Genomic DNA, 19,903 nt, shown 5'->3' on the forward strand with positions numbered 1-19,903 from the left:
TGACCACAATGCGAAACAAAACCGCCCGCCGGTGGACGACCGTTTATCTCTCCGGCGCACTTGCGCTCAGCGTCGCCGGGCAGGCACAGGCCGCGCCGAATGATGCGGCATTAAAAGCGCTGTTCGATCAGGCCAACTACTGGCATGAAAAATCCCATGACGACCTGGCGATGGAGTCGCTGAAAAAGGTGTTAATGGTTGATGCCAATAACACCCAGGCGATGTATCTGATGGCGCTGTGGGCGCAGCAAAATGGTGATTTGCAGACCGCCGCGCAGTGGCGTTCGCGGCTGGCGCAAACCGCGCCCGGCGATGGCGAATTGCAGGCGCTGGATAATGCCAAACAGATGGCGCAGGTGCCGCAAGGCCAGCTCACGCTGGCGCGTCAGCAGGCGCGGAGCGGCAACATTCCGGCTGCGCTGGAGACCTGGCGCAGCCTGTTTAACGGCAATACGCCGCCGCCGGGCCTGGCGCCGGAATATTACCTGACGATGGCGAGCGACAAAGCGCTCTATCCGCAGGCGCTGGCGCAGATGCAGCACATTGTGGCGCAGAATCCGCAGGACAATGCCGCGCGCGTGGCACTGGGCAAGATGCTCACCTGGCGTGAAGAGACGCGCCGCGACGGGATTTTAATGCTCGAACCGATGGCCAGCGGCAGCAAAGATGCCGATGCCGGTTTACGCCAGGCGCTGCTGTGGCTTGGGCCGCAGTCTGGCGATGAGCGCTTCTACGACACCTGGTTGCAGCGCCATCCGCAGGACAGCGAAGTTCAGGATTACTACCGCAAAAACATCGGCGGCGCGGCGAAAGGCGCGGGCTTTACCGCCCTGAACAGCGGCGACAGCAGTACGGCGAAGCGGCAGTTTGAACAGGTGCTGCAAACCAATCCGCAGGACGCCGATGCGCTGGCGGGCATGGGTTATATCGCCCAGCGCAATGGGGATTATCAGGCGGCGGCGCAATACCTGAACCGGGCGGCGAGCCTGGGTGGTGATGCCTCTGCCGAGCGCAAAACGCAGGCGGAGGACGCAGCGTTTTACGGCCAACTGGCGCAGGCGCAACAGGCGCTGAAAGAGGGCAATGTCAGCCAGGCGCTGGCCTTATCTGCACCGCTGGCGCAGCAGAGCGGCGAGCGGGGAACGGCAGCAAAACTGTTCCGCGCCGATGTGTTACGCCAAAACAAAGATTACCCGCAGGCGGAGCAGGCGCTGCGCGCGATTCTGAACGACCAGCCACAAAATGCTCCGGCGCGCGAAAACCTCTATTACGTTCTGCGCGATCAAAACAAAACGGCAGAAGCCCAGAGCATGCTGCGAACCTTACCGGCCAGTTTGCAGGCGAAGCTGCAACCGCGCGTGGTCACCGGCGCGCCGGGCGATCCGCTGCGTCGTCAGGCGCAACAACTGGCCGCCAGCGGTAATACGCCGCAGGCGATTGCGCTGTTGCGTCAGGGCGTTGAGCGGTTGCCGGACGATCCGTGGCTGCGCCTCGATCTGGCGCGCTTATTACAGCAATCCGGCCAGCAGAATGAAGCGGCGAGCGTTATGCTTCCGGCGCAAAGCAGCGGCGCGGGCGCCAGCTCCCTGTATGCCGCCGCGCTGTTCGCCAGTGAAAATGGCGGCTGGCAGCAGGCCAGCTCGTTGTTGTCGCGGATCTCGCCCGCAGGGCAAAACAGTCAGACGCGCGATCTCGCCCGCCGGGTGAACTACAACCTGCAAATGGCGACCGCCGATCGTTACCTGGCGCAGGGCAATACTGTTGCCGCGTCGAATACCCTGAAAGCGCTCGCCAGCACGCCGCCGGAAAGCCCGGCCGATGCCGGGAAACTGGCGCGGATGCTGGCGCAAACCGGCGATCTGACAACGGCGGTTTCGCTGGTGCGGGCCAATATGCAGCGGGGTGTGCAGGGCAATGCCGGGGATTACGCCGATCAAATTGCCGTGCTGAATCAGGCCGGGCTGAACCAGGAAGCACAGGCCTTTGTTTCCAGCCCGGAGATGCAGGCGCGCAGCACCCCGGCGCAACTGGCGGGCGTGCGTAACGGTTATGTGATTAATGAAGCCGATCGTCTGCGCGAGCAGGGTAATTATGCCGCCGCCTATGACAAGCTGATTCGCGCGTTGCAAAGCGATCCGCAGAATACCGATTTGATGTTCGCCATGGGCCGTCTCTACCAGAGCGGCAAAATGAACAAAGAAGCGGGTGTGCTGTATGACTATCTGATGACGCGCGACAGCGACGATCAGGCCGCGCGCGTCGGCGCGATTGATGTGGCGCTGGCGGAAAATAATATTGATAAAGCACAGACGCTGGCGAATGGCCTGCGCAGTAATAGTTCGCCGGAACGCCTGCTGCTGCTGGCGCGGCTGGAAGAGGCAAAGGGCAACCATCAGCAGGCGATGACCCTGTTGCGTAGCGCCCGCGGCAAGCTGGTGGGGCTGGAGTCAACCAACAGCGCGGACACGCCGACCATTGGCGGCGTTTTGTTGGCGGATAACCCGTTTATGACCACCAGTAAAACCACCGCAGACACGGCGGCGCCGCAGTCGCTGTATGGGCAGACGTTGCCGTGGCAGGTGGCGCAGGTCGCCCGCGAGCCGGGCAGTAATCTGCCGGGTACTACGCGCACCGATCTGCCGGTGGAAACGGCGCAAAGCCGTACGCTGCGCCAGGTGGATGACATGATGCAGCAGATGAACGAAAAAACCGGCATGTGGCTGCAAGGTGAAGTGGATATTCGCGGGCGCGACGGGGAAACCGGCACCAGCAAGTTAACGGAAGCGAAAGCGCCGCTGACCTGGTCCAGCTCGCCGTTCGGCGATGCGCGTTTTGAATTTACCGCCACGCCGGTCAGCCTCAGTTCCGGTAGCGCTTCGGGCGATGCCTGGCGTCGTTATGGTTCCAACCCGCTGGCGGATGCGGCGAGCAATATTGCCACCTCCATCAGCAATGCCAACAGTTCTACGGCAACGGACGGCAGCGATAAATTTACCGATCTGGCACGTTACGCCGATGCCAGCAAACTGACACCGTTTACCGATGAGGGTTACAACAATCTGACCTCTTTATTGGGTTCGAGCCGCCTGAAAAGCCTGAGCGCATCGAACTACAAGAAGAATTACAACGATGCAATTAACGCCTCTACCGATTCGCAAAATGCCAGCGGTGTGGAGCTGAATATGGCGCTCAGCGGCGACAGCTACAAGCTGGATATCGGCAGTACGCCGCTCGGTCAGGATCTCACTTCGCTGGTGGGCGGCGTGAAATGGTCGCCGAAACTGACCAATTACCTGACGCTGATTTTCACCGGCGAGCGCCGCGCAATCACCGACAGCCTGCTGTCGTACGTCGGGCTACAGGATAAATACTCCGGTCAGCGCTGGGGGCAGGTCACCAAAAACGGCGGATCGGTACAGTTAAGTTACGATGATGGCGATGCCGGGTTTTACGTCGGCGGCGGAGGTTACAGCTATCTCGGAACGGACGTTGCCAGCAACACCAGCATGAACGCCAATGCCGGAGTCTATTTACGCCCGTGGCATGACGATTTCCGCCAGTTGCAGGCCGGGTTGAGCGTGAGCTGGATGGATTTCTCGAAAAACCTCAGCTACTTCACCTACGGCCAGGGCGGTTATTTCAGCCCGCAGAACTATGTCAGCGTCTCTTTACCGGTCGATCTTTCGCAGAAAATCGATAACTGGAAGCTCAGCATTGGCGGCGCGGTGGGTTATCAGTCTTATACCCAGGATAAAAGCGACTATTTCCCGACCGAGCCTGAGGCACAGAAGATGCTTCAGCAACTGGCGGATCTGGGCTTTGTCAAAGAGGCGCAGTACCAGGGCAAGTCGCAAAACGGTATCGGCTACAACTTCCATGCGGGGCTGGATTACAACGTGAATAAAAATATGACGGTGGGCGGTAAAGTCGGCTACGACACCTTCGGCAATTATAACGAAAGCACCGCCGGGATTTGGCTCCGGTACATGTTGGGAGACAAATGATGACACACACTTCTGATACGCCGTTGCTTGCGTGGTTTCAGCAGCAGCAAACGGCACCGGGTTGGTTCGATCTGCTGAGCGTGATGATTGACGGCATGGTAAGCAACGTCGGCGAAGCGGAAAGCCTGCCGTTCCTGCGCCAGATGGGCGACGCGATGGCGGAACGCACGCCGCTTCCGCCTTCGGAAACTGTGGGCGAACTGGAAGCCAATATCAATGCGCAACTGGCGCTGTTCAACTGGGGCTTTATCGATATCGATACCCGTGATGACGGGCTGGCATTTCGTCATCAGGGCTTGCCGGTCGCGCGGGAAGAGGCGCACCGGAAGCGCTGGTGCTTTGCCTTTTGCGCCGTGCTTGAGGGGATGTATACCCGCTGGATGCAAGAGCAGGGCGGCGCGGCAGGCCTCGTTTTTACTCGCGAAAGGCTCTATTCTGTGTCGGATGTTCTCTTCCGTTACGCTAACCCAAGTGAGTAAACCCATGTTGAAGCGCGTATTCGCCGCACTGGTGGTGATGGTGAGTCTGTTGTTTACGTCATTTTCCCAGGCTTCTGCGGCCTGGGATAGTTATAAAGCCCGTTTTTTAATGCCGGATGGACGCGTCGTCGATACCGGCAATAAAAATGTTTCCCATACTGAAGGCCAGGGTTACGCCATGTTGATGGCGGTGGCCAGTGATGACAGAGCTGCCTTTGACAGCATGTGGAACTGGACGAATAAGACCTTGAGAAATAAAGATAACGGCCTCTTTTTCTGGCGTTATAACCCGGTGGAAGCCGATCCTGTTGCTGATAAAAACGATGCGACGGATGGCGATGTTCTGCTGGCCTGGGCGCTGCTGAAAGCGGGGCAGCGCTGGAATGTTCCTGCTTATACCAGCGCGTCGGATGCTATCACGCAGGCCGTGCTGAAACATACGGTGGTGAGTTATGCCGGTTACCGCGTAATGCTGCCGGGGGCGAACGGTTTCAATCTCAACACCTATGTGAACCTGAATCCCGCCTACTTCATTTTCCCGGCGTGGCAGGATTTCGCGAATCGGAGCCATCAAGTGGTGTGGCGCGATTTGATCGCCGACGGGCAAAAGCTGCTGGGAAAAATGCGCTTTGGCAAAGCGCAGCTCCCGACAGACTGGGTTTCGCTGGCGGCGGATGGCAAGCTCTCCCCGGCAAAAGAGTGGCCGCCGCGCATGAGTTATGACGCTATCCGTATTCCGCTGTATATCAGCTGGCAGGATCCGCAAAGCGCGCTGCTGACGCCGTGGCGTAACTGGTGGCAGGGTTTTAGCCGCAATCAGACGCCAGCCTGGGTGAATGTGACGACCAACGAAACGGCGCCGTATATGATGAATGACGGTCTGCTGGCAGTACGTGATTTAACGCTGGGAGAAACGCTGGCCGAGCCGCAGATCACCGCGCAGGATGATTACTACTCTGCCAGCCTGAAGATGCTGGTGTGGCTGGCGCAGCAGCGCTAACCGATTGACCCTCTCCCGTGCGGGAGAGGGCGCAGGACGTTACTGCGGATACGGTACCCAGTCGCCGCCATTCAGGCGAACATATGGCTTGTTCTGGTACTGCAACACAATGGCGTTGGCGTTTTCAGAAACCGGCGCCGTTTGCGGCAGATTGCTGGTGAGCTGCTGCCAGTTGACGCTCTCCTCGGTGAAGATTTTGCCATCCAGCACGCGCGTCACCAGTTCCGATACCGCCAGGAAGCTGCTCGGCTGGTTAATCTCAATCGGCGCGCCCTGATGCGGCGCTTTCATGCCGAAGAATTTAATCGCGGTCGGGACGTTGGTAATTGACGGGCTGGGGATATCACGCAGGCCGGAAACCTGCATTTTGTCGCCCTTCAGCGCCGCGCCGTGTTCCGGCACCAGCACCACCATCACTTTCCGCCCGGATTTCTCCAGCTGCGTGAAGAAGGCATCCAGCTCATCAAACAGTTTCTGCGCACGCAGTTTGTAATCCGCCGTTTTACGATCGCCCGGATAGTGGTTGCCGTCGTGCAGCGGCAGCAGGTTGTAGAAGGTTGCAGTGCGCTGCCCCTGCTTGAAGCTGTCCGACTCCATCCAGCGGTTCAGCACGGCAGTATCGTCATAGATCGGCGAACCATCAAAAGAGAGCAGCACAGGCGGCAGGCCAGACTGATCCATCAACGGTACCTGCACGCCGCCGTTATCGCGGATCTCTTTCAGGAAGCCGCCAAACTCGCCGTTATGGTCCATCATCAGCTGCTGGGTAAAGCCCAGTTTCGCCAGATTATCGAACAGATAGCATTGGTTGTTGGCCTGCTGATAGAGGTTTTTGTGCGACGACTGGCCGCAACTGGCGCGCAGCAGACGAATCGCCGCCGGGCCGCTGTAAGCGGTGGCAGAATTGAAGTGTTTAAATACGATGTCGAAGTGCGACCACAGCGGGTGCGACATCAACCCTGCCGCTTCGATATCGTCCCACGAGAGGGAACAGATATTGATGACCAGCAGATCAAACGGCTGGGCGTCAGCGGGAAGCTGCGCCGGGAACGTGCTTTGGCGCTTCTCTTCCGAGGCGTAGAAACTGGCAAGATAAGCATTCAGATTTTCCGAGGTCGGCGGCGCGGTTTGCGCGGGCATATCGCCGACTACCGGGGTATCGCCTGCCGTTGCGACGGTTGCCGCTGCACCGCCGCCGGTCGTGGTCACCGTGGTGGTTGGCTGGCCGCCAGGCCACAAGTTAAATGCCGGCCCGGTCAGGGTCAGCACATTCAACCAGATCATAATGGCGACGACAAACACGGTAACGCGGATCCACTGCGATAAAAACAGCCACGCCACCAGCAGGACAAAAACCCCGCCAATCATTTGCCAGTTGATAAAACGGGTTACCAGATCAAGCAGATAGTCGGCGCTGAAGCCCGCAACCTGCGAACCCTGGCTCAGAATACTTTCCGGGCCGGGCAGCCAGGTGTCATGCCAGAAGAGACCAAAACCAATCGGCAGCGCGATCCAGTGGCGCAGACGATGTAACCTCACGCGCGGTAGTGGCATCAGCAGGAATGCCATAAATACCAGGTTCAGTAGCGGATGAAAGTTAAGATAGCCCGCCCATAACAGCCCGAATTTCACCAGAAAATAGAAATTCCAGCCGGAAAGGCCGCGCCAGTATTGCCACAGCGGCGAGGGCGTTGAAGTGGTCATCGATGAATTAGTCATGTTTGCGGTCTGCCTTGACGAACGATTCCCGGCGCAATATTCCTGCCGGTTTTACATAGCGAGGTCTGGTAAATAAGATGCGAAACGCGGACCGGATAGGACGTATCCAATGGCGCGCAAGGTAGCCCAGCGGGAAGAAGATCAGTGCGCAGAAGATGATAAGCTGAACGATATCGCTGACTGACATCATGATGTGCGCTCCGTGGTGTCACTGAATAAGCGGTAAGGCTCCGGAATACGACGCCAGCCAGTGCCGTCATGTTCGGCGTTAATGACTTTCTTCGTTTTGGCCGTCTCAGACAGCGGTTTAGCCACTTTTTCCGGCGTCAGCATACGCATTTGCACCAGCTCTGCGGCGATCTGATGATCTTCAAACCACACCATTCGGTTTGAGAAGATATCGGCCGTTGGCAGCGGGAAAATATGGTTCAGGGCGGTATCAAGATCGTTGACCCGGCAAAAGGACAAAAACAGCACCAGCCGGTTGTCGCTCATGCTGACAATATCCCCCACGCGGTTAGGGCGACAAAGGGTAAGCGCCTGTTCGACGCGAATGCCCGGTACCGGGCGCAGCGCAACCATCACGCCTTTGCCATCCGGCGGCAGCAGTTGGTTATTGACCATATTGCTTATCGCATCGCAGAAGACATTCCACGGCTGGTAGCCGCGCAGCTTCAGAGGTTGGGTCATGGAAAGCAGGGTGGTGATATCTTCCGGCACCAGCCGGTTGAATTGTTGCCCCTGCACGCTTTCAATCAGCGTCAGGCAGCGCGACAGCGGCGCGTTCCAGGGGATAACCATATTCGCGCCGCAGCCCAGCAATAATCGCTCATCGGTCGCGCGCAGGCTGGCCTGGCTTTCACGGACGATAATTTTTAAGCTGCTGCCGCGCTGGCGGCGCAGGGTATGTACCTGGCGGGCGATGTTGTCGATCTGGTTGTTTTGTGCCAGCGAGAAAATCAGCGTTGCCGCCTGGCTTGCGCGGGCTTCTTCAAACAGGGCTTCGTTTGTTTTAAATAAAGACCAATATTCGGAAAGCGGCGGCGCACCTTCCAGAACCGCCACGTTACTTAATATTCTTTTTTCATCGCTGCGCGGTTGTACGGCGGTTTCTTCCTGCTTCGCTAATTGCCAGCGGTCGTCATGGTGATGAAGAATCAGTTGCTGGCGGGCGCTGATCCCTTTTTCATTACACCACCAGGCGACATCATAAAGATGCATACCGTTTTGATAGCGTAAACTTGCCAGACCAAACAGTGATCGATATTCACTCATCAAAATCGAGGCTTGTTTGTCATTGTTATTGCCGGGATTAATAACCAGCAGAGTACAATTATGATATTTCGCCCACTCATGCGTTTTTTCTAACCATTGATGTATTTTGGGACCAGGAACATTCTGCCAGGCATTATTAGCACAGAGCAGTATAAGTAAATAATTCTCAGGCTCAATACTGCAAAGTAAATCGCGGGCGAGAAAGTATAGGCTATTACTCTGGTTTGGCATGGAAAAGAGGCGAATTTTTTGGGGGCCGCGATCTTTCTCCAGTTTAAGGATGCCCCGTAGATCGTGGTCCATACCGATAACCGCGACATTCGCCTCGGTATCTTGCTGTGCAATGGTTTGATTAATAAGGCTAAATGCGTCAATTTCGCGATCGATATTTAACCACCAAACGCCGCCCGTAGGCATATGCCGCAATTCGTCCCATAAAGACTGAATGCCAATAGAAAATATGGGGTCCACGATGTCCCTCTTGAAACAAATTTATCTGTATCTCAGTTTACTAGCGAAAGCTGAGAAATAAACCTAACATTGAAATTAAAGAACATCAGTTTTAGCATGTAAATGAATTTCGTCAGGCACGATGCCTTGCTACAATCAGTACACGTGTTTTCTATTCAAAGGGATCGGGCCAGAATGCATAACGATGAACCAAAAACGCAAACAGACCCCACTCTGGGTTATACATTCCAAAATGATTTTTTGGCACTGAGCAAGGCTTTTTCACTACCCGAAATAGATTACGCCGATATTTCCCAGCGTGAACAGTTGGCGGCAGCTATTAAGCGCTGGCCGCTACTGGCTGAATTATCCCGTCAACAATAAGGCAACTGTAGATGGCCATTTTGGGATTACAGGGGATCCGCGGCGGTGTGGGTACAACATCAATTACGGCGGCTCTGGCCTGGTCATTGCAATTATTAGGCGAATCGGTGCTGGTTATTGATGCCTGCCCTGACAATCTGCTGCGCCTGTCATTTAATGTCGATTTTGCCAGCCGTGGCGGTTGGGCGCGCTCCGTGCTTGATGGTCAGGACTGGCGCGATGCCGGTTTGCGCTACACTTCGCAGCTTGATGTATTGCCGTTCGGCCAACTCACGACGAGCGAGTGGGATGTTATTCATCAGCATGACGCGTTAAACCAGCTTGCTGCTCTTTTACAGGCGTTAAAAACGCAGCAACAGTATCACTGGGTACTCATCGATCTGCCGCACGGTTTTTCACCGTTGACGCGGCAATTCGTCGCCGCGTGCGACCATGTTTTCACCATTATCAAACCCGATATCAATTGCCATATTCGGCTGCATCAGCAGCCGCTGCCTGCGGGGTCGCATATTCTGATTAACGACCTGCGGATTGGTAGCCAGTTGCAGGATGATCTGTGGCAGGTCTGGTTACAAAGCCAGACGCGCATCCTGCCGACCACTATCCATCGTGATGAAGCGCTGGCGGAGTGTCTGGCAGCGAAACAACCGCTGGGGGAATACCGCAGCGACTCGCTGGCTGCAGAAGAGATGGTGACGCTGGCCAACTGGTGCCTGCTGCATTGCGCACAGCCGCGCGAAGGTGGTGAGCGCGAGAGGAGCCAGCTATGAGCGGCCCCGCCAGCTGGTTGCTGATCCCACCGGTCAGCGCACGCTTACGCGCGCGCTATCAGCACTATCGCCAGCATGGCGCATCGTGGTTCAGCGCGGCTTCTGGCTGCTTCTGGGTGATCCTCGCCTGGCTGTTTATCCCGCTTGAGCATCCGCGCTGGCAGCAGTTGCGGGCGCAGCAGCAGCACTGGTTTCCGCATATTGATCCTGACAGACCGCTCCCGCTTGATCCGGCGCGCTACCTGCTGCAAAGCCTCTGGCTGCTGGTGACATTACCCTGGGGACCGCCGAAATCGGCGCGGCGCCAGCGTTTTGCCCGTATCCGCGCATTGCGTGGGCGTTGGTATCACTGGCTTGATACCTTGCCGGAACGCGTGACGCATCGCACGGGTCATCTCGATCACAAAAAAGAGCTTAGCCATATCAGCCCGCACCTGCGGCGCTTTATTTTAGGCGTCATTGTGGTGTTTTCGCTGATCCTCGCCCTGTTGTGCATTACGCAGCCGTTTAACCCGCTGGCGCAGTTTGTTTTCCTGGTACTGTTGTGGGGTGTTGCGCTGCTGGTGCGCCGCATTCCGGGACGCTTTTCAGCGTTGATGCTGATTGTGCTGTCGCTGACTGTCTCTTGTCGCTATATCTGGTGGCGCTATACCTCAACCCTCAACTGGGACGATCCGGTCAGCCTGGTGTGCGGCCTGGTGCTGTTGTTTGCCGAAACTTACGCCTGGGTAGTGCTGGTGCTGGGCTATTTCCAGGTTGCCTGGCCGCTGAACCGCCAGCCGGTGCCGCTGCCGAAAGATATGTCGTTGTGGCCGTCGGTGGATATTTTCGTGCCGACCTATAACGAAGATCTCAACGTGGTGAAAAACACCATTTACGCGTCGCTCGGTATCGACTGGCCGAAAGACAAACTCAAAATCTGGATCCTCGATGATGGCGGCCGCGAAGAGTTCCGCCAGTTCGCCAGTATGGTGGGCGTGGAGTACATCGCCCGCACCACGCATGAGCATGCGAAAGCCGGGAACATCAATAACGCGCTGAAATATGCGAAGGGCGAGTTTGTCTCGATTTTCGACTGTGACCACGTTCCGACGCGCTCTTTTCTGCAAATGACCATGGGCTGGTTCCTGAAAGAGAAAAAGCTGGCGATGATGCAGACGCCGCACCACTTCTTCTCGCCGGACCCGTTTGAGCGTAACTTGGGGCGCTTTCGTAAAACGCCTAATGAAGGCACGCTGTTCTATGGTCTGGTGCAGGACGGCAACGACATGTGGGATGCCACTTTCTTCTGCGGCTCCTGCGCGGTTATTCGTCGTGGGCCGCTGGATCAGATTGGCGGGATTGCGGTGGAAACCGTCACCGAAGATGCGCACACCTCGCTGCGTTTACACCGCCTTGGGTACACCTCTGCATATATGCGTATTCCGCAGGCGGCAGGGCTGGCGACCGAGAGCCTTTCGGCGCACATTGGTCAGCGTATTCGCTGGGCGCGTGGCATGGTGCAGATTTTCCGCCTCGACAATCCGCTGTTTGGTAAAGGGCTGAAACTGCCGCAGCGGCTGTGTTACGTCAATGCCATGTTCCACTTCTTATCGGGCATCCCGCGGCTGATCTTTCTGACTGCGCCGCTGGCGTTTCTGCTGTTGCATGCCTACATCATTTACGCTCCGGCGCTGATGATCGCCCTGTTCGTACTGCCGCACATGATTCACGCCAGCCTGACGAACTCGAAGATTCAGGGGAAATATCGCCACTCTTTCTGGAGCGAGATCTACGAAACGGTGCTGGCATGGTATATCGCGCCGCCTACGCTGGTGGCGCTGTTCAACCCGCACAAAGGCAAGTTTAACGTCACCGCCAAAGGCGGGCTGGTGGAAGAGGAGTATGTGGACTGGGTGATTTCTCGTCCTTACATCTTCCTGGTACTGCTCAACCTGGTGGGTGTGCTGGTGGGGATCTGGCGCTATTTCTACGGCCCGGAAAATGAAGTGCTCACCGTGTTCGTCAGTATGGCCTGGGTGTTTTACAACATGGTGATTCTTGGCGGTGCGGTGGCGGTATCGGTCGAAAGCAAACAGGTGCGCCGCGCGCACCGTGTCGAAATCTCCATGCCAGCGGCCATTGCCCGCGAAGATGGTCATCTCTTCTCCTGTACCGTCCATGACTTCTCCGACGGCGGTTTGGGCATCAAGATTAATGGCCAGGCGCAGGTGCTGGAAGGGCAGAAAGTAAACCTGCTGCTGAAGCGCGGCCAGCAAGAGTATGCGTTTCCAACTACGGTAGCGCGTGTCATTGGCAACCAGGTCGGTCTGCAACTGATGCCGCTCACCACCAAACAACATATCGATTTTGTGCAGTGTACCTTTGCCCGTGCAGACACATGGGCGCTGTGGCAGGACAGCTTCCCGGAAGATAAACCTCTGGAAAGTCTGTTTGATATTTTGAAACTGGGTTTCCGCGGCTATCGCCATCTCGCGGAATTTGCTCCGCCGTCCGTCAAAGTGATTTTCCGCTCATTTACCGATCTGGTGGCCTGGGTGGTGTCATTTATTCCGCGTCGCCCGGCACGGAATATGGCCGTGCAGCAACCAACGACGTGACTGGCTCAACAATGATGAAAACGCGATGAAAAGAAAAATTTCATGGATTTGTGCTGTGGCGGTAGGGGTAAGTACCCTGTCCCCGATGATGACTTCTGCCGCGCCCTCGCATCCGGCGCCTAATGTCCCGGCTGTCGCACCGGCTACGGATCCGGTCGCAACGCCCGCGCCGCAGCAAGCTGAATCGCTGACGCCAACAACGCCGACCGCAGGGAATGTTGTAGGCCAGGTAATGCCCGGCCTGCCAGGCGCTAATGCGCCGGTGGTGGCGACAGATTCGCCATCCCGCGACGTCAAACTTACCTTCGCGCAGATCGCCCCGCCGCCGGGCAGCATGGTGCTGCGCGGTATTAACCCGGACGGTGGCGTTGAGTTTGGCGTTCGTAGCGACGAAGTGGTGTCAAAAGCAGTGCTTAACCTTGAGTACACGCCATCGCCGTCGCTGTTGCCGGTTCAATCCCAGTTAAAGGTTTATCTGAATGATGAGTTGATGGGCGTCTTGCCGGTCACCAAAGAGCAGCTCGGTAAGAAGACGCTAGCGCAGGTGCCGATCAACCCGCTGTTTATTAGCGATTTCAACCGCGTGCGGCTGGAGTTTGTTGGCCACTATCGCGATGTTTGTGAAAACCCAGCCAGCAGCACGCTGTGGCTGGATATCGGTCGCAGCAGTTCGCTGGAGATGACCTACCAAAGTCTGCCGCTGAAAAACGATCTCTCCCACTTCCCGGTACCGTTCTTCGACCCGCGTGATAACCGGGCGTTAACTCTGCCGATGGTCTTTGCCGGTGCGCCGGACATCGCGCAGCAGCAGGCTGCGGCGATCATCGCTTCGTGGTTCGGTTCACGTGCTGGCTGGCGCGGCCAGACTTTCCCGGTCTCTTATAATAGCCTGCCGGATCGTAATGCCATTGTTTTCGCCACTAACGATAAACGCCCGGATTTCCTGCGTGACGCGCCAGCCGTGAAAGGGCCGACCATTAGCATGATCAACCATCCGGGTAACCCGTATGTGAAGTTGCTGATCGTGATGGGGCGCGACGATAAAGATCTGTTGCAGGCGGCAAAAGGTATCGCTCAGGGCAACGTGCTGTTCCGTGGCGATAGCGTCACGGTGGATGAAGTTAAACCGCTGCTGGCTCGCCAGCCGTATGACGCGCCGAACTGGGTGCGTACTGATCGTCCGGTGACCTTCGGCGAGCTGAAAACCTATGAGGAACAGTTGCAGTCCACCGGCCTGGAGCCATCGTCCATCAACGTGTCGCTGAATTTGCCGCCGGATCTCTATCTGCTGCGCAGCACCGGTATCGATATGAATCTCAACTATCGTTATACCGCGCCGCTGACCAAAGATAGCTCGCGCATGGATATCAGCCTGAATAACCAGTTCCTGCAATATTTCAACCTGACCAGCAACCAGGACACGAACCGTCTGTTGCTGCGCCTGCCGGTACTGCAAGGTCTGCTGGACAGCAAAACGGATGTGTCGATTCCGGCGCTGAAACTGGGGGCAGTCAACCAGTTGCGCTTCGACTTCCAGTATATGAATCCCATGCCGGGCGGCAGCATCGATAACTGCGTGACGTTCCAGCAAGTCCCGAACCGCGTGGTGATTGGCGACGACTCAACCATCGATTTCTCGAAGTATTACCACTTTATCGCCATGCCGGATCTGCGCGCCTTCGCGAATGCAGGCTTCCCGTTTAGCCGGATGGCGGATCTGTCGCAAACCGTTATTGTCACCCCGACACAGCCGACGCCAGCACAGGTTGGTACGCTGCTGAATACGCTTGGCACCATCGGCGCGCAAACCGGCTTCCCGGCCATTAATATGCAACTGACCAGCGATGCCAGCCAACTGCAGGGGAAAGACGCCGACATCATGATCATCGGCTCGATTCCGCAACCGTTGAAGAACGACGAGAAGATCGACCTGCTGGTAAATGCGACGCAAAGCTGGGTGAAAACGCCGCTGCGCCAGTCGCCATTTATGGCAAGTGAAGAGGATGCCGCTGACCGCAAAGCCGATACGAAAACGGCAGTCAGTTCCGATGGCCCAATGGCGGCAGTGATTAGCTTCCAGTCGCCGTTCAACGATCAGCGCAGCGTTGTGGCGCTGCTGGCGGACAGCCCGCGCGGCTACGAACTGCTGAACAATGCCATGAACGACAGCGGTAAACGCGCGGCGATTTTCGGTTCGGTAACGGTGATCCGTGAATCCGGCGTTAACGGTCTGCGCGTAGGCGATGTCTACTATGTCGGTCACTTGCCGTGGTTTGAGCGTATCTGGTATGCGCTGGCGAACCACCCGGTACTGTTGGCCATTCTGGCTGCGGTCAGCGTTGTCTTGCTGGCATGGGTACTGTGGCGCTTGCTGCGAATTATCAGCCGCCGCCGCCTTGATTCGGACCACGAGTAATCAGCCATGAAGGCGCTACGTTGGGTGGTGATGATGGCGCTGATGCTGGCGGCGATGAGTACGCGCGCCGCCTGCACCTGGCCTGCCTGGGAGCATTTTAAACAGGCCTATATCAGCGAGGGTGGTCGGGTAGTGGATCCGAGCGATGCGCGCAAAATCACCACTTCGGAAGGGCAAAGCTATGCGCTGTTCTTCGCGCTGGCCGCCAACGATCGCAAGGCATTTGATAACCTGCTGCAATGGACGCAAAACAACCTCGCGCAAGGCTCGCTCAGCGACCACCTTCCTGCCTGGCTGTGGGGGAAAAAAGACCAGCAGAACTGGACGGTGCTGGATACCAACTCGGCTTCCGATGCCGATCTCTGGATCGCCTGGTCACTGCTGGAAGCCGGGCGCTTGTGGAAAAACGATGCTTACACCCACCTGGGGAAAGCGCTGTTAGACCGCATCGCCAAAGAAGAGGTGGTGAAGGTGCCAGAGCTTGGGTTGATGTTGCTGCCGGGAAAAATCGGCTTTGCCGATGACAGCGCCTGGCGGTTTAACCCCAGCTATTTGCCGCCGCAACTGGCGAGCTATTTCACCCGTTTCGGCGCGCCCTGGACAACGCTGCGCGAAACCAATCTGCAACTGTTGCTGGAGACTGCGCCAAAAGGCTTTTCGCCGGACTGGGTGCGCTATCAAAAGGGGCAGGGCTGGCAACTCAAAAGCGAAAAGACGCTGATCGGAAGCTACGACGCGATTCGCGTCTATTTGTGGGCTGGCATGCTGAATGACAGCGACACGCAGAAAGCGCGGTTGCTGGCGAAGTTTAAACCGATGGCGACGGTCACAACGAAAAATAACGCGCCCCCGGAAAAAGTGGATGTGGCGACCGGCAAGATCGAGGGTAACGGGCCGGTAGGTTTTGCCGCTGCGCTGTTGCCATTTTTACAGGATCGCGATGTTCAGGCCCGGCTGCGGCAGAACGTCGCAGACCATTTTCCCGGTGACGATGCCTACTACAGCTATGTTCTTACCCTGTTTGGACAAGGGTGGGATGAGCACCGTTTTCGTTTCACCCCTCGTGGTGAGTTACAACCTGACTGGGGCCAGGAATGCGCAAGTTCACAGTAAGTCTTCTCTGTTTCTCACTTGGCCTCGCGCTGGTGCCAACCGCGCGCGCGGCGGATACCGCCGCACAGCAACAGTTGCTGGATCAGGTGCGGCTGGGGGAAACAACCAAACGCGAAGATTTAGTTCGTCAGTCGCTCTATCGCCTTGAACTGATCGATCCGAACAACCCGGAGGTGATTGCCGCCCGTTTCCGCTATTTGCTGCGCCAGGGTGACAATGCCGGCGCGCAGCAGCAGCTCGATCGAATGAAGCAACTGGCTCCGGAATCCGCGGCTTACCACTCCTCCCTGCTTGCGATGTCGCTCTCCACGGCGGAGGGGCGTCAGGCGTTGCAGCAGGCGCGTTTGCAGGCCACCACCGGGCATACGCAGGAGGCAATTGCCGCCTACGATGCGCTGTTTAAAGGTAATACGCCGGATGGCGATTTGGCGGTCGAGTACTGGGTACTGGTGTCGAAAGTCCCGGCGCGCCGTGCGGAAGCCGTGAATCAGTTGAAACGGCTGAACGCCCGTTATCCCGGCAACGATCAGTTGCAAAACTCGCTGGCGCAGCTGCTGTTTGCCGATGGCCATGATGCGGAAGGCTACGCTGTGCTGGAGCAGATGGCGAAATCGAGCAATGGACGCAATGCTGCCGCCACACTCTGGTATCAGCAACTTCAGAACATGCCGGTCAGTGATGCCAGCGTGAAAGCGTTGCAGCATTTTCTGACGATATTCAGTTCGGGCGATGCCGTTGACAGCGCGCGTACGCTGCTGGCTACGCAGCAAAAACAGATGGCCGATCCGGCGTTTCGCGCTCGCGCCACGGGCCTTGCGGCAGTGGATGCCGGTAAAGGTGCGCAGGCGGTGGGGGAATTGCAGCAGGCGGTTAACGCTAACCATAACGACAGCGAAGCGGTGGGTGCGTTGGGGCAGGCATATTCCCAGCGGGGCGATCGCGCCCGTGCGGTCACGCAGTTTGAGAAAGCCATCGCCATGGATCCAACGAGCGGCAGCCGCAGCAAATGGGAAAGTTTGCTGAAAGTGAACCGCTACTGGCTGCTGATCCAGCAGGGTGATGCGGCGCTGAAAGCCAATAATCCGGCGCAGGCCGAGCGGCTTTACCAGCAAGCGCGCAGCATTGATAACACCGACAGCTATGCGGTGCTGGGCCTCGGCGATGCGGCGATGGCGCGTAAGGATAACGCAGCGGCGGAGGGTTTCTATCGTCAGGCATTGCGCATGGACAGCGGCAACAGCAACGCGGTGCGCGGCCTGGCGAACATTTACCGCGCCCAGTCGCCGGAAAAAGCAGAACGCTTTATAGAGTCGCTCTCTGCCAGCCAGCGGCGCAGCATTGACGATATTGAGCGCGGCATGATGAACGATCGTTTGTCGCAGCAGGCCGAAGCGCTGGAAAACCAGGGGCAATGGGCACAGGCAGCGGAGTTGCAACGTAAACGGCTGGCGCTCTCGCCCGGCGATGTCTGGATAACTTATCGACTGGCCAGTGATTTACGCCAGTCCGGAAGGCGTGGCGAAGCCGATTCGCTGATGAGCCAACTGGCTGTGCAAAAGCCGGACGATCCGGAGCAGGTCTTTGCTTACGGGCTCTATCTGTCGGGCAATAATCAGGAAATGGCGGCGCTGAATCATCTCAACCGGCTGCCGAAGGCAAAATGGAACAGCAATATTCAGGAACTGGCCGACCGGCTACAAGCCAACCAGCTACTGGAGAAGGCGAACAGGCTACGGGACACCGGCGACGAAGCGCAGGCGATTGCCTTCTTAAACCAGCAACCCGCTGCCACGCGTATTGATTCAACCCTGGCTGACTGGGCGCAGCAGCGCGGCGACTTCAGCGCGGCCAGGCAATATTACCAGCGCGTACTTGAGCGTGAACCGGCCAATGAGGACGCATTACTTGGCCTTGCGGAAGTGTATACCGCAGAAGGCAATAAGATGGCGGCACGCGATCAACTGGCAAAACTGCCTGCACCGACAGCGGCGCAACCGCGTTCCATTAATACCCAGCGGCGTATTGCGCTGATGCAGGCATCGCTTGGCGATAGTGCCAGCGCGCAGCAGGCTTTCAGTGCGCTTGTACCGCAGGCTAAATCCCGGCCACCATCCATGGAGAATGCGCTGGTATTGCGCGATGCCGCCCGTTTCGAAGCGCAAAATGGCGAACCGCAGCAGGCACTGGAAACCTGGAAAGATGCGATGGTCGCTTCCGCTATTACCACCACGCGCCCGGCGGATAACGACAGCTTTACCCAACTGACGCGCAACGATGAAAAAGATGACTGGCTGAAGCGCGGCATACGCAGCGATGCGGCGGATCTTTACCGCCAGCAAGATGTTAACGCCACCCTGCAACATGACTACTGGGGTTCCAGCGGTACGGGCGGTTATTCTGACCTGAAAGCGCATACCACCATGTTGCAGGTTGATGCGCCGCTATCGGACGGGCGCATGTTCTTCCGTACCGACGTCGTCAATATGGATGCCGGGAGTTTTGCCACCACCAACGGCACTTACGATCCGACGTGGGGGACATGTTCCGCCACGCCGTGTCGTGGCAGCACCAGCCAGACCGCGAACGGCGCGAGCGTTGCCGTCGGCTGGCAAAACAGTACCTGGGCGGCGGATATCGGCACCACGCCGATGGGATTTGATGTGGTCGATGTGGTCGGCGGCGTGAGTTACAGTAGCGATCTCGGCCCCATTGGTTATACCGTTAACGCGCACCGGCGCCCGATCTCCAGCTCACTGTTGGCCTTTGCCGGGCAGAAAGACCCGAATACCGGCACCACCTGGGGCGGCGTGCGCGCGACTGGCGGCGGGGTCAGCATCAGTTACGATAAAGGTGAAGCTAACGGCGTCTGGTCGAGCCTGAACGCTGATACTCTCACCGGTAAAAACGTCGAAGATAACTGGCGCGTTCGCTGGATGACCGGTTACTACTACAAGCTGATCAACAAAAACAACGAGCGGTTGACCGTTGGCGTCAACAATATGTTGTGGCACTACGATAAGGATTTGAGCGGTTATTCGCTCGGCCAGGGCGGTTACTACAGTCCGCAGCAATATCTCTCTTTTGCTTTGCCGGTCAACTGGCGCAAACGCACGGAAAACTGGTCGTGGGAGTTGGGTGGTTCGGTCTCGTGGTCGCACTCGAAGACCGATTCGATTCTGCGCTATCCACTGCAGAACCTGATCCCGGATAACCAGTTCTTCCCGGACGGTACGGCAATGTATGCGGATAAAGATAATTTAGGCGCGGGCAGCAGTTCGAACGGTTTCGGTTATACCGCAAGGTTGCTGGTGGAGCGGCGCGTCACATCGCACTGGTCAATTGGTGCGGGCATCGATATTCAGCAGGCGAAGGATTACACTCCAAGCCACGGCATTCTGTTCGTGCGGTATTCAATGGCGGGCTGGCAGGGCGATATGGATATGCCTCCGCAGCCGTTGACGCCGTACGCTGACTGGTAATACAAGAACATTCCTGGCGGGAAACGCGGTAAAGACAGGCTGTCGATACCGCACTTAACCGCCAGATATTCAAACTGTTATCTTCCTTTTCTGCCGTTGTTCCGCCCGCGAAAACGATCTATCAGCCCGTTTATCTAACCGCATTGCGATCGAGTATACTCTGGCGTCAGAGTTTTCTGTGTTAGCTCTGAACTCTTGGCTTTGTGTCTCTGGA

Annotated in this window: 12 protein-coding genes; 9 read left to right on the forward strand and 3 right to left on the reverse strand. The window is 57.2% G+C overall.

Annotated features, from left to right (window positions below; all coding sequences use genetic code 11):
* Nucleotides 1-8: 8 nt before the first annotated feature.
* Genes AWR26_RS00950 through AWR26_RS00960 form a run of 3 tightly spaced genes read left to right on the forward strand, consistent with a single transcriptional unit; the run spans nucleotide 9 to nucleotide 5,483 of the window.
* On the forward strand, nucleotides 9-4,004 hold the full coding sequence (locus AWR26_RS00950; protein ID WP_064562916.1) for a cellulose biosynthesis protein BcsC: 3,996 nt from the start codon (nucleotides 9-11) through the stop codon (nucleotides 4,002-4,004).
* A complete protein-coding gene (bcsD, locus tag AWR26_RS00955) occupies nucleotides 4,001-4,483 on the forward strand; it encodes a cellulose biosynthesis protein BcsD (RefSeq protein WP_064562919.1) in 483 nt (160 codons plus the stop codon). The genes AWR26_RS00950 and bcsD overlap by 4 nt, the downstream gene beginning before the upstream one ends.
* Nucleotides 4,484-4,487: 4 nt before the next feature.
* Nucleotides 4,488-5,483: a glycosyl hydrolase family 8 gene (locus AWR26_RS00960; RefSeq protein WP_064562922.1), complete on the forward strand. Its 996-nt coding sequence runs from the start codon at nucleotides 4,488-4,490 to the stop codon at nucleotides 5,481-5,483.
* A 39-nt stretch (nucleotides 5,484-5,522) separates the two neighbouring features.
* On the opposite strand, the gene bcsG is transcribed toward AWR26_RS00960, so the two are convergent.
* The 3 genes from bcsG to bcsE are packed head-to-tail and all read right to left on the reverse strand — an operon-like array spanning nucleotide 5,523 to nucleotide 8,948.
* The gene (gene bcsG, locus AWR26_RS00965) at nucleotides 5,523-7,202 is read right to left on the reverse strand and encodes a cellulose biosynthesis protein BcsG (protein WP_064562925.1); all 1,680 of its coding nucleotides are present in this window, start codon (nucleotides 7,200-7,202) and stop codon (nucleotides 5,523-5,525) included.
* Entirely contained in the window at nucleotides 7,195-7,392 is a 198-nt protein-coding gene (gene bcsF / locus AWR26_RS00970) for a cellulose biosynthesis protein BcsF (protein ID WP_043956159.1), read from the reverse strand. Before bcsF ends, bcsG begins: the two co-directional genes overlap by 8 nt.
* Nucleotides 7,389-8,948, reverse strand: a complete 1,560-nt coding sequence (gene bcsE, locus AWR26_RS00975; RefSeq protein WP_064562928.1) for a cellulose biosynthesis c-di-GMP-binding protein BcsE — start codon at nucleotides 8,946-8,948, stop codon at nucleotides 7,389-7,391. The genes bcsF and bcsE overlap by 4 nt, the downstream gene beginning before the upstream one ends.
* Nucleotides 8,949-9,122: 174 nt before the next feature.
* On the opposite strand from bcsE, the gene bcsR reads away from it, so the two are divergent.
* The 6 genes from bcsR to bcsC are packed head-to-tail and all read left to right on the forward strand — an operon-like array spanning nucleotide 9,123 to nucleotide 19,689.
* Nucleotides 9,123-9,311 (forward strand): cellulose biosynthesis protein BcsR, encoded by a 189-nt coding sequence (bcsR, locus tag AWR26_RS00980; RefSeq protein ID WP_043956161.1) that lies wholly within the window; start codon nucleotides 9,123-9,125, stop codon nucleotides 9,309-9,311.
* Between the two features lie 11 nt (nucleotides 9,312-9,322).
* The gene (gene bcsQ, locus AWR26_RS00985; RefSeq protein ID WP_064562930.1) at nucleotides 9,323-10,081 is read left to right on the forward strand and encodes a cellulose biosynthesis protein BcsQ; all 759 of its coding nucleotides are present in this window, start codon (nucleotides 9,323-9,325) and stop codon (nucleotides 10,079-10,081) included.
* A complete protein-coding gene (bcsA, locus tag AWR26_RS00990; protein WP_064562934.1) occupies nucleotides 10,078-12,681 on the forward strand; it encodes a UDP-forming cellulose synthase catalytic subunit in 2,604 nt (867 codons plus the stop codon). Before bcsQ ends, bcsA begins: the two co-directional genes overlap by 4 nt.
* Before the next feature lie 25 nt (nucleotides 12,682-12,706).
* Complete coding sequence (gene bcsB, locus AWR26_RS00995) at nucleotides 12,707-15,097, forward strand: cellulose biosynthesis cyclic di-GMP-binding regulatory protein BcsB (RefSeq protein WP_064562937.1); 2,391 nt, start codon at nucleotides 12,707-12,709, stop codon at nucleotides 15,095-15,097.
* 6 nt (nucleotides 15,098-15,103) lie between these two features.
* On the forward strand, nucleotides 15,104-16,210 hold the full coding sequence (bcsZ, locus tag AWR26_RS01000; protein ID WP_071892574.1) for a cellulose synthase complex periplasmic endoglucanase BcsZ: 1,107 nt from the start codon (nucleotides 15,104-15,106) through the stop codon (nucleotides 16,208-16,210).
* On the forward strand, nucleotides 16,192-19,689 hold the full coding sequence (bcsC, locus tag AWR26_RS01005; protein WP_064562939.1) for a cellulose synthase complex outer membrane protein BcsC: 3,498 nt from the start codon (nucleotides 16,192-16,194) through the stop codon (nucleotides 19,687-19,689). Before bcsZ ends, bcsC begins: the two co-directional genes overlap by 19 nt.
* Nucleotides 19,690-19,903: the final 214 nt, after the last annotated feature.

The organism is Kosakonia oryzae, from assembly GCF_001658025.2.
GTDB lineage: Bacteria > Pseudomonadota > Gammaproteobacteria > Enterobacterales > Enterobacteriaceae > Kosakonia > Kosakonia oryzae.

Coding starts and splice junctions, on each gene's coding strand:
- AWR26_RS00950 (WP_064562916.1), top strand. CDS start 9: ATGCGAAACAAAACCGCCCGCCGGTGGACGACCGTTTATCTCTCCGGC.
- bcsD (WP_064562919.1), top strand. CDS start 4,001: ATGATGACACACACTTCTGATACGCCGTTGCTTGCGTGGTTTCAGCAG.
- AWR26_RS00960 (WP_064562922.1), top strand. CDS start 4,488: ATGTTGAAGCGCGTATTCGCCGCACTGGTGGTGATGGTGAGTCTGTTG.
- bcsG (WP_064562925.1), bottom strand. CDS start 7,202: ATGACTAATTCATCGATGACCACTTCAACGCCCTCGCCGCTGTGGCAA.
- bcsF (WP_043956159.1), bottom strand. CDS start 7,392: ATGATGTCAGTCAGCGATATCGTTCAGCTTATCATCTTCTGCGCACTG.
- bcsR (WP_043956161.1), top strand. CDS start 9,123: ATGCATAACGATGAACCAAAAACGCAAACAGACCCCACTCTGGGTTAT.
- bcsQ (WP_064562930.1), top strand. CDS start 9,323: ATGGCCATTTTGGGATTACAGGGGATCCGCGGCGGTGTGGGTACAACA.
- bcsA (WP_064562934.1), top strand. CDS start 10,078: ATGAGCGGCCCCGCCAGCTGGTTGCTGATCCCACCGGTCAGCGCACGC.
- bcsB (WP_064562937.1), top strand. CDS start 12,707: ATGAAAAGAAAAATTTCATGGATTTGTGCTGTGGCGGTAGGGGTAAGT.
- bcsZ (WP_071892574.1), top strand. CDS start 15,104: ATGAAGGCGCTACGTTGGGTGGTGATGATGGCGCTGATGCTGGCGGCG.
- bcsC (WP_064562939.1), top strand. CDS start 16,192: ATGCGCAAGTTCACAGTAAGTCTTCTCTGTTTCTCACTTGGCCTCGCG.